Here is a 6000-nt window from a genome sequence, read left to right on the forward strand (position 1 = left end):
GCACCGCCGGCAGGCCAAGCTCGTCCCATTTTTCCCCGGGGACCAGATCGCCAACCAGGAATTCGAAGCCGACGGCGAAACCTCGTTTCGACGCGTGACGACGACCGGTTCACGCAAGCCAGCTATTCCCGTTCTTTGCGCAGCTTCGCCCAATAATCGAGCCGCTTCCTGATGTCGCGCTCGAAGCCGCGCTCGGGCGGATCATAAAAGGTCTGGCGGCCCATCTTCTCCGGAAAATAGTCCTGGCCCGAAAAGGCATCCGGCTCGTCATGATCATACCGGTAGCCGGCGCCGTAGTCCTCCGCTTTCATCAGCTTCGTCGGTGCGTTGAGGATGTGCTTGGGCGGCAGCAGCGAGCCGTGTTCCTTCGCGGCTCGCGTGGCTGCCTTGAACGCGTTGTAGACGGCGTTTGATTTGGGCGCGGTTGCGAGATAGACGGTGGCCTCGGCAAAAGCCAGTTCGCCCTCGGGCGAGCCTAGATAATCGTAGGCATCCTTGGCGGCGTTGGCGACGACCAGCGCCTGCGGATCGGCAAGCCCGATATCCTCCATCGCCATGCGCACCAGCCGGCGGCCAAGATAGAGCGGATCCTCGCCGGCATCGAACATGCGCGCAAGATAATAGAGAGCCGCGTCGGGGTCGGAGCCACGCACCGATTTGTGCAGCGCCGAGATCAGATTGTAATGGCCGTCCTGCCCTTTGTCGTAGATCGGCGCGCGGCGCTGGACGATGCGCTGCAGTCCTTCGGGATCGAAGACCTCGCCGGGCTTTGCCGCCCGCCAGACCTCTTCGGCAAGCGTCAGCGACGCGCGACCGTCGCCATCGCTCATGCGGATGAGCATCGTTCGTGCCTCGTCGTCGAGCGGCAGCGCCCTGCCCTCGGCCTCCTCGGCCCGCGCTATCAGCTTGGCGATGCTCTCCTCGCCCAACGAATGGAAGACCAGGACGCGCGCGCGCGACAGCAGAGCGGCATTCAACTCGAAGGACGGATTCTCGGTCGTGGCGCCGACCAGCACGACGGTCCCGTCCTCCATGACAGGGAGAAAACTGTCCTGCTGGGCGCGGTTGAAGCGATGGATCTCGTCGACGAACAGCAAGGTCTGGCGGCCGTTCGTACGGCGCAGCTTGGCCGCTTCAAACACTTTTTTCAGATCGGCGACGCCGGAAAACACCGCCGATATCTGCTCGAAGGCGAGACTGGTTTCGCCGGCCAGCAACCGCGCCACCGTGGTCTTGCCGGTGCCGGGCGGCCCCCAGAAGATCATCGAGCCGAGCGAGCCGGAACCGATCAGCCTGGTCAGCGCGCCGTCAGGGCCGGTCAGATGTTCCTGGCCGACGACCTCGCCAAGGTTTCTCGGCCGCAGCCTGTCGGCCAGCGGCCGCCCGGGCGACGCTTTTTCCGGTTCATCGACGCTGAACAGATCGGCCATGCATTTCTTTTTGGTTGGAGCATGAGCCCAAAGGGACCTGCTCTAATAACGCAACACTTGACGCAGTATCTGCCCGCCGCGCTCGACGGTAAAGCGCCACCAGCGTGTATCCGTCTTGGCCGCCAGTTCCAGGGTCGCCGCGGTATCGATGATGGTGCCGTTCACCTCGCGCACGATGTCGCCCGGCTGGAAGCCGAAATCGGCGGCCGGCGAGTCGCGGTTGATGTCGACCACGGTCACGCCCTTGATGTCCGTGCGCAGGCCAAGCCGCTGAGCGAGCCGGGGCGACAGTTCCGCGACCTTTGCGCCCGAGAAGGGGCTGCGGCCATGCAACGTCAGTTCAGCAGCCTTCATGCCTTCTGGAGCGCGCTCCAGCGCGATGTCCATCGCCGCCTGCTGGCCTTTGGTCAGAACCGCGAAATTTGCAGTGGTGCCGATCGACAGCGTCGCCATCCGGTAGTCCAGCGCCTCGATGCTCTCGACCGGCTTGCCGTTGAGCTGCAGCACGACGTCGCCGGGTTTGAGCCCAGCCTTGGCGGCCGGTCCGGTCGCTTCGACCGACGAGACCAGTGCACCGGTCGGCTTCTCCATGCCGAGCGATTCGGCAATCTGCGGCGTCACCGCTTCGAACTCGGCGCCGATATAGGGCCGCTCGAAGAAGTCGAGCCCGGCCTTGGCGGCGTCGGCAAAGGCGCGAACCATGTTCGAGGGAATGGCGAAGCCGATGCCGATCGAACCACCGCCGCGGCTGTAGATGGCCGTGTTGATGCCGACCAGCTGGCCGCCCATGTTGATCAGCGCGCCGCCGGAATTGCCGGGGTTGATGGCAGCGTCGGTCTGGATGAAGAAGCTGGAATCCGACACGCCGATATGGCTGCGGGCAAGTGCCGAGACGATGCCGCTGGTCGTGGTCTGGCCGACGCCGAAGGGGTTGCCGATGGCCAGCAGCAGATCGCCGACCTCAAGCGCGTCGGAATCGCCGATGGCAATCACCGGAAACGGCTTGTCCGAGGAGATCTTAAGCACGGCAAGATCGAACGTCTCGTCCTTGAGCAGCACCTTGCTGTCGAATTCACGCCCGTCCGCGGTCGCCACCTTGACCTGATCGGCATCCTTGATGACGTGGTAATTGGTGACCACGACGCCGGTCGGGTCGACCAGCACGCCGGACCCGAGCGACGACTGAGCGCGCGGCTGCGAGCGGCCGAAGAATTCCTCGAAGAACGGATCTCCGTCGAAGGGCGACGTCACCTTGGCGGTCTGCGAGGCATAGACATTGACCACGGCCGGCGCCGTCTGCTTGACCAGCGGCGCAAACGAGAGCTGCACCTCCTCACGACCGAACGGAACGCGTTTGTCGGGACCGGACGTCGCGTTCTCGCCTTCAACGCCATGCAGCAGGTCCGTCAGCACGTCCGACAGGCCGGGATCGGTCTTTGTCTCCTCGGCCAATGCCTGCCTGGCCACCGGTGCGGCCGCAAACGCCATCATGGCGAAGAGCAGAACAAGGGGCAGTCGGTTGGCGCGCATTCACGAATCCTCCAGGGCGAGTTCGGGGGCATTGTCCCGACGATTGTGCGAAATGAAAGGCTAAGCTGCTGAAATCCGATTATTTTGAGGCCAAAGACCCTCGTTTCGCGCCAGGAGATCGGCTCTGATCTCCATCCATCGCTTTCAGAAAACCAAAAAGGGGCCCGCGGGCCCCTTTGAATTCAATACGGAAAACCGAGCCTTATGCGGCCGCGGCGTCCGCTTCGGTACCTTCGGCCTCGATACGGGCGCGGTCGCCGGCGCCCTTGGCCGAGGTATCGCGATCGACGAATTCGATGACCGCCATGGCAGCGTTATCACCGTGGCGGAAGCCCGCCTTCATGATGCGCAGATAGCCGCCGTTGCGGGTGGCGTAGCGCGGGGCGATGGTGTCGAACAGGCGCTTGACGACGCCTTCATTGCCGATCTGCGCGATCACCTGGCGGCGGGCGTGCAGGTCGCCGCGCTTGCCGAGCGTCACCAGCTTCTCGACGATCGGACGCAAATCCTTCGCCTTCGGCAGGGTGGTGACGATCTGCTCGTGCTCGAGCAGCGACACGGCGAGGTTGGCGAACATCGACTTGCGATGGCTAATGCTTCGGGCGAAGCGGCGGCCTTTGAAACCGTGGCGCATGGCTCTTTTCCTTCTTCAGTTGCTCAAGAGGCCGCAGCCTCTGATGGTTTTCCGCATGACCGTCGGATCGAGCGGCCCACGCCGCCGATCCTTGGAATTCATGCTCAATATTGGTCTTCGTAACGCTTGGCGAGGTCTTCGATGTTTTCCGGCGGCCAGTCCGGCACTTCCATACCGAGGTGCAGGCCCATCGCCGCCAGGACTTCCTTGATCTCGTTCAGCGACTTGCGGCCGAAGTTCGGGGTGCGCAGCATCTCGGCTTCGGTCTTCTGGATCAGGTCGCCGATATAGACGATGTTGTCGTTCTTCAGGCAGTTGGCCGAACGCACCGAAAGCTCGAGCTCGTCGACCTTCTTGAGCAGCGCCGGGTTGAAGGCGAGCTCGGTGACGGCCTCGGTGGCGACTTCCTTCTGCGGTTCGTCGAAGTTGACGAACAGGCCGAGCTGGTCCTGCAGGATGCGGGCGGCGAAAGCCACCGCGTCCTCGCCGGTGATCGAACCGTCGGTCTCGATCGTCATGGTCAGCTTGTCATAGTCGAGAACCTGGCCCTCGCGGGTGTTCTCGACCTTGTAGGAAACCTTCTTGACCGGCGAATAGAGGCTGTCGACCGGGATGAGCCCGATCGGCGCGTCTTCGGCGCGGTTGCGGTCGGCCGGCACGTAACCCTTGCCGGTGTCGACGGTGAATTCCATGCGGATTTCCGCGCCCTCGTCCAGCGTGCAGATGACGTGGTCGGGGTTGAGGATCTCGACGTCGCCAACCGTCTGGATGTCGCCGGCAAGAACCGCACCGGGTCCCTGCTTGCGAACGACCATGCGCTTGGGGCCATCGCCTTCCATTCGGATGGCGATTTCCTTGATGTTCAAGACGATATCGGTGACGTCCTCGCGCACGCCGGCGATGGACGAGAATTCATGCAGAACGCCGTCGATCTGCACGGCGGTAACAGCCGCACCGCGCAGCGAAGACAGAAGCACGCGGCGCAGCGCGTTGCCCAGCGTCAGGCCAAAGCCACGCTCGAGCGGCTCGGCGACCAGCGTGGTCAGCGTCTTCTTCTTCGACGAGAACTCGATCTTGTTCGGCTTGATCAGTTCCTGCCAATTTTTCTGGATCATGATGCTTTCCTTCCGTTGACCCGCCACCATCCAATCGTGGCGGGCGACCTGGAATGCCGTGGAGGAGCGCCCCAAAGGGCGCTCGCGCGACGTTCGGTAAATTGCTTAGACGCGGCGCTTCTTGCGCGGGCGGCAGCCATTGTGCGGGATCGGCGTCACATCACGGATCGAGGTGATGGTGAAGCCAGCCGCCTGCAGGGCGCGCAGTGCCGATTCACGACCGGAGCCGGGTCCGCAGACCTCGACTTCGAGCATGCGCATGCCGTGTTCCTGGGCCTTCTTGGCAACATCCTCGGCAGCCATCTGGGCAGCGAACGGGGTCGACTTGCGCGAACCCTTGAAGCCCTGGGCACCGGCCGACGACCAGGCAATCGAATTGCCCTGCGCGTCGGTGATGGTGATCATCGTGTTGTTGAAGGTCGAATTGACGTGGGCAACGCCCGACGAAATGTTCTTGCGTTCGCGACGGCGAACACGGGCGGCTTCCTTGGCCATGATGGTCCTTTCAGTTGATCTCTACACCGCCGTAATGCCAGCGGCTCCACCTGAGTGAGCGGTGAATAGTGAATGGTGAATAGACCAAAGCCATTCACCATTCACTATTTCACCATTCACCAAATTACTTCTTCTTGCCGGCGATCGACTTGGCCGGGCCCTTGCGGGTGCGCGCATTGGTATGCGTGCGCTGGCCGCGAACCGGCAGCGAGCGGCGGTGACGCAGGCCACGGTAGCAGCCGAGGTCCATGAGCCGCTTGATGTTCATCGAGACTTCGCGACGCAGGTCGCCCTCGACCTGATAATCGCGGTCGATCGCCTCGCGGATCTGCAGCACTTCCGCGTCGGTGAGCTGGTTGACGCGACGTTCGGCCGGGATGCCGACCTTGTCGACGATCTCCTGGGCGAACTTCTTGCCAATGCCGTGAATGTATTGAAGCGCAATGACGACGCGCTTGTTGGTCGGAATGTTGACGCCGGCTATACGAGCCATGTTCTTCTCTTCTCCATGTGGGCCGGCCAACCTTCAGAAAGGCGGGGTCCAGCGCTATCTTCAGTTGCCCCGCGTCCGGTGGAGGCCGGCCCATGCGGGAGTTTCCAGTTCAAAGCGGCTGCCTTGCCCTTGCGGACAAGCAAAGCCCATGCCTGATAGGAAGACGGGCCGCCATACCGCAGCGAACCGCTTCCGTCAAGTGCAATCGTTAATTCCCCCAGGGCAATCGGGTGAGTTAACGCGTGACAAGGGGTTTGGGAGCTGAATCTGTCGAGAGCATCTGATTCTTTGGAGGATGCACTG

At 62.7% G+C, this 6000-nt stretch carries 6 protein-coding genes; all 6 read right to left on the bottom strand.

The features are described 5' to 3' along the window. Window positions 1-122 precede the first annotated feature (122 nt). On the bottom strand, window positions 123-1430 hold the full coding sequence (locus NKH02_RS03500) for a replication-associated recombination protein A (protein WP_352868317.1): 1308 nt from the start codon (window positions 1428-1430) through the stop codon (window positions 123-125). Window positions 1431-1472: 42 nt separating this feature from the next. Continuing rightward, window positions 1473-2960 (bottom strand): Do family serine endopeptidase, encoded by a 1488-nt coding sequence (locus NKH02_RS03505; RefSeq protein ID WP_352868314.1) that lies wholly within the window; start codon window positions 2958-2960, stop codon window positions 1473-1475. 202 nt (window positions 2961-3162) lie between these two features. Further along, the gene (gene rplQ, locus NKH02_RS03510) at window positions 3163-3594 is read right to left on the bottom strand and encodes a 50S ribosomal protein L17 (protein ID WP_027044984.1); all 432 of its coding nucleotides are present in this window, start codon (window positions 3592-3594) and stop codon (window positions 3163-3165) included. Window positions 3595-3698: 104 nt separating this feature from the next. After that, the gene (locus NKH02_RS03515) at window positions 3699-4709 is read right to left on the bottom strand and encodes a DNA-directed RNA polymerase subunit alpha (RefSeq protein ID WP_352487615.1); all 1011 of its coding nucleotides are present in this window, start codon (window positions 4707-4709) and stop codon (window positions 3699-3701) included. 105 nt (window positions 4710-4814) lie between these two features. Continuing rightward, a complete protein-coding gene (rpsK, locus tag NKH02_RS03520) occupies window positions 4815-5204 on the bottom strand; it encodes a 30S ribosomal protein S11 (protein ID WP_006205444.1) in 390 nt (129 codons plus the stop codon). A 124-nt stretch (window positions 5205-5328) separates the two neighbouring features. After that, window positions 5329-5697, bottom strand: a complete 369-nt coding sequence (gene rpsM, locus NKH02_RS03525; protein WP_023757968.1) for a 30S ribosomal protein S13 — start codon at window positions 5695-5697, stop codon at window positions 5329-5331. Between the last annotated feature and the right edge of the window lie 303 nt (window positions 5698-6000).

It is taken from the genome of Mesorhizobium sp. M1396 (genome assembly GCF_040317725.1).
GTDB lineage: Bacteria > Pseudomonadota > Alphaproteobacteria > Rhizobiales > Rhizobiaceae > Mesorhizobium.

Bases quoted from the DNA above. Each gene is read 5' to 3' on its own strand.
- NKH02_RS03500 (WP_352868317.1), bottom strand. From the start codon at position 1,430: ATGGCCGATCTGTTCAGCGTCGATGAACCGGAAAAAGCGTCGCCCGGG.
- NKH02_RS03505 (WP_352868314.1), bottom strand. From the start codon at position 2,960: ATGCGCGCCAACCGACTGCCCCTTGTTCTGCTCTTCGCCATGATGGCG.
- rplQ (WP_027044984.1), bottom strand. From the start codon at position 3,594: ATGCGCCACGGTTTCAAAGGCCGCCGCTTCGCCCGAAGCATTAGCCAT.
- NKH02_RS03515 (WP_352487615.1), bottom strand. From the start codon at position 4,709: ATGATCCAGAAAAATTGGCAGGAACTGATCAAGCCGAACAAGATCGAG.
- rpsK (WP_006205444.1), bottom strand. From the start codon at position 5,204: ATGGCCAAGGAAGCCGCCCGTGTTCGCCGTCGCGAACGCAAGAACATT.
- rpsM (WP_023757968.1), bottom strand. From the start codon at position 5,697: ATGGCTCGTATAGCCGGCGTCAACATTCCGACCAACAAGCGCGTCGTC.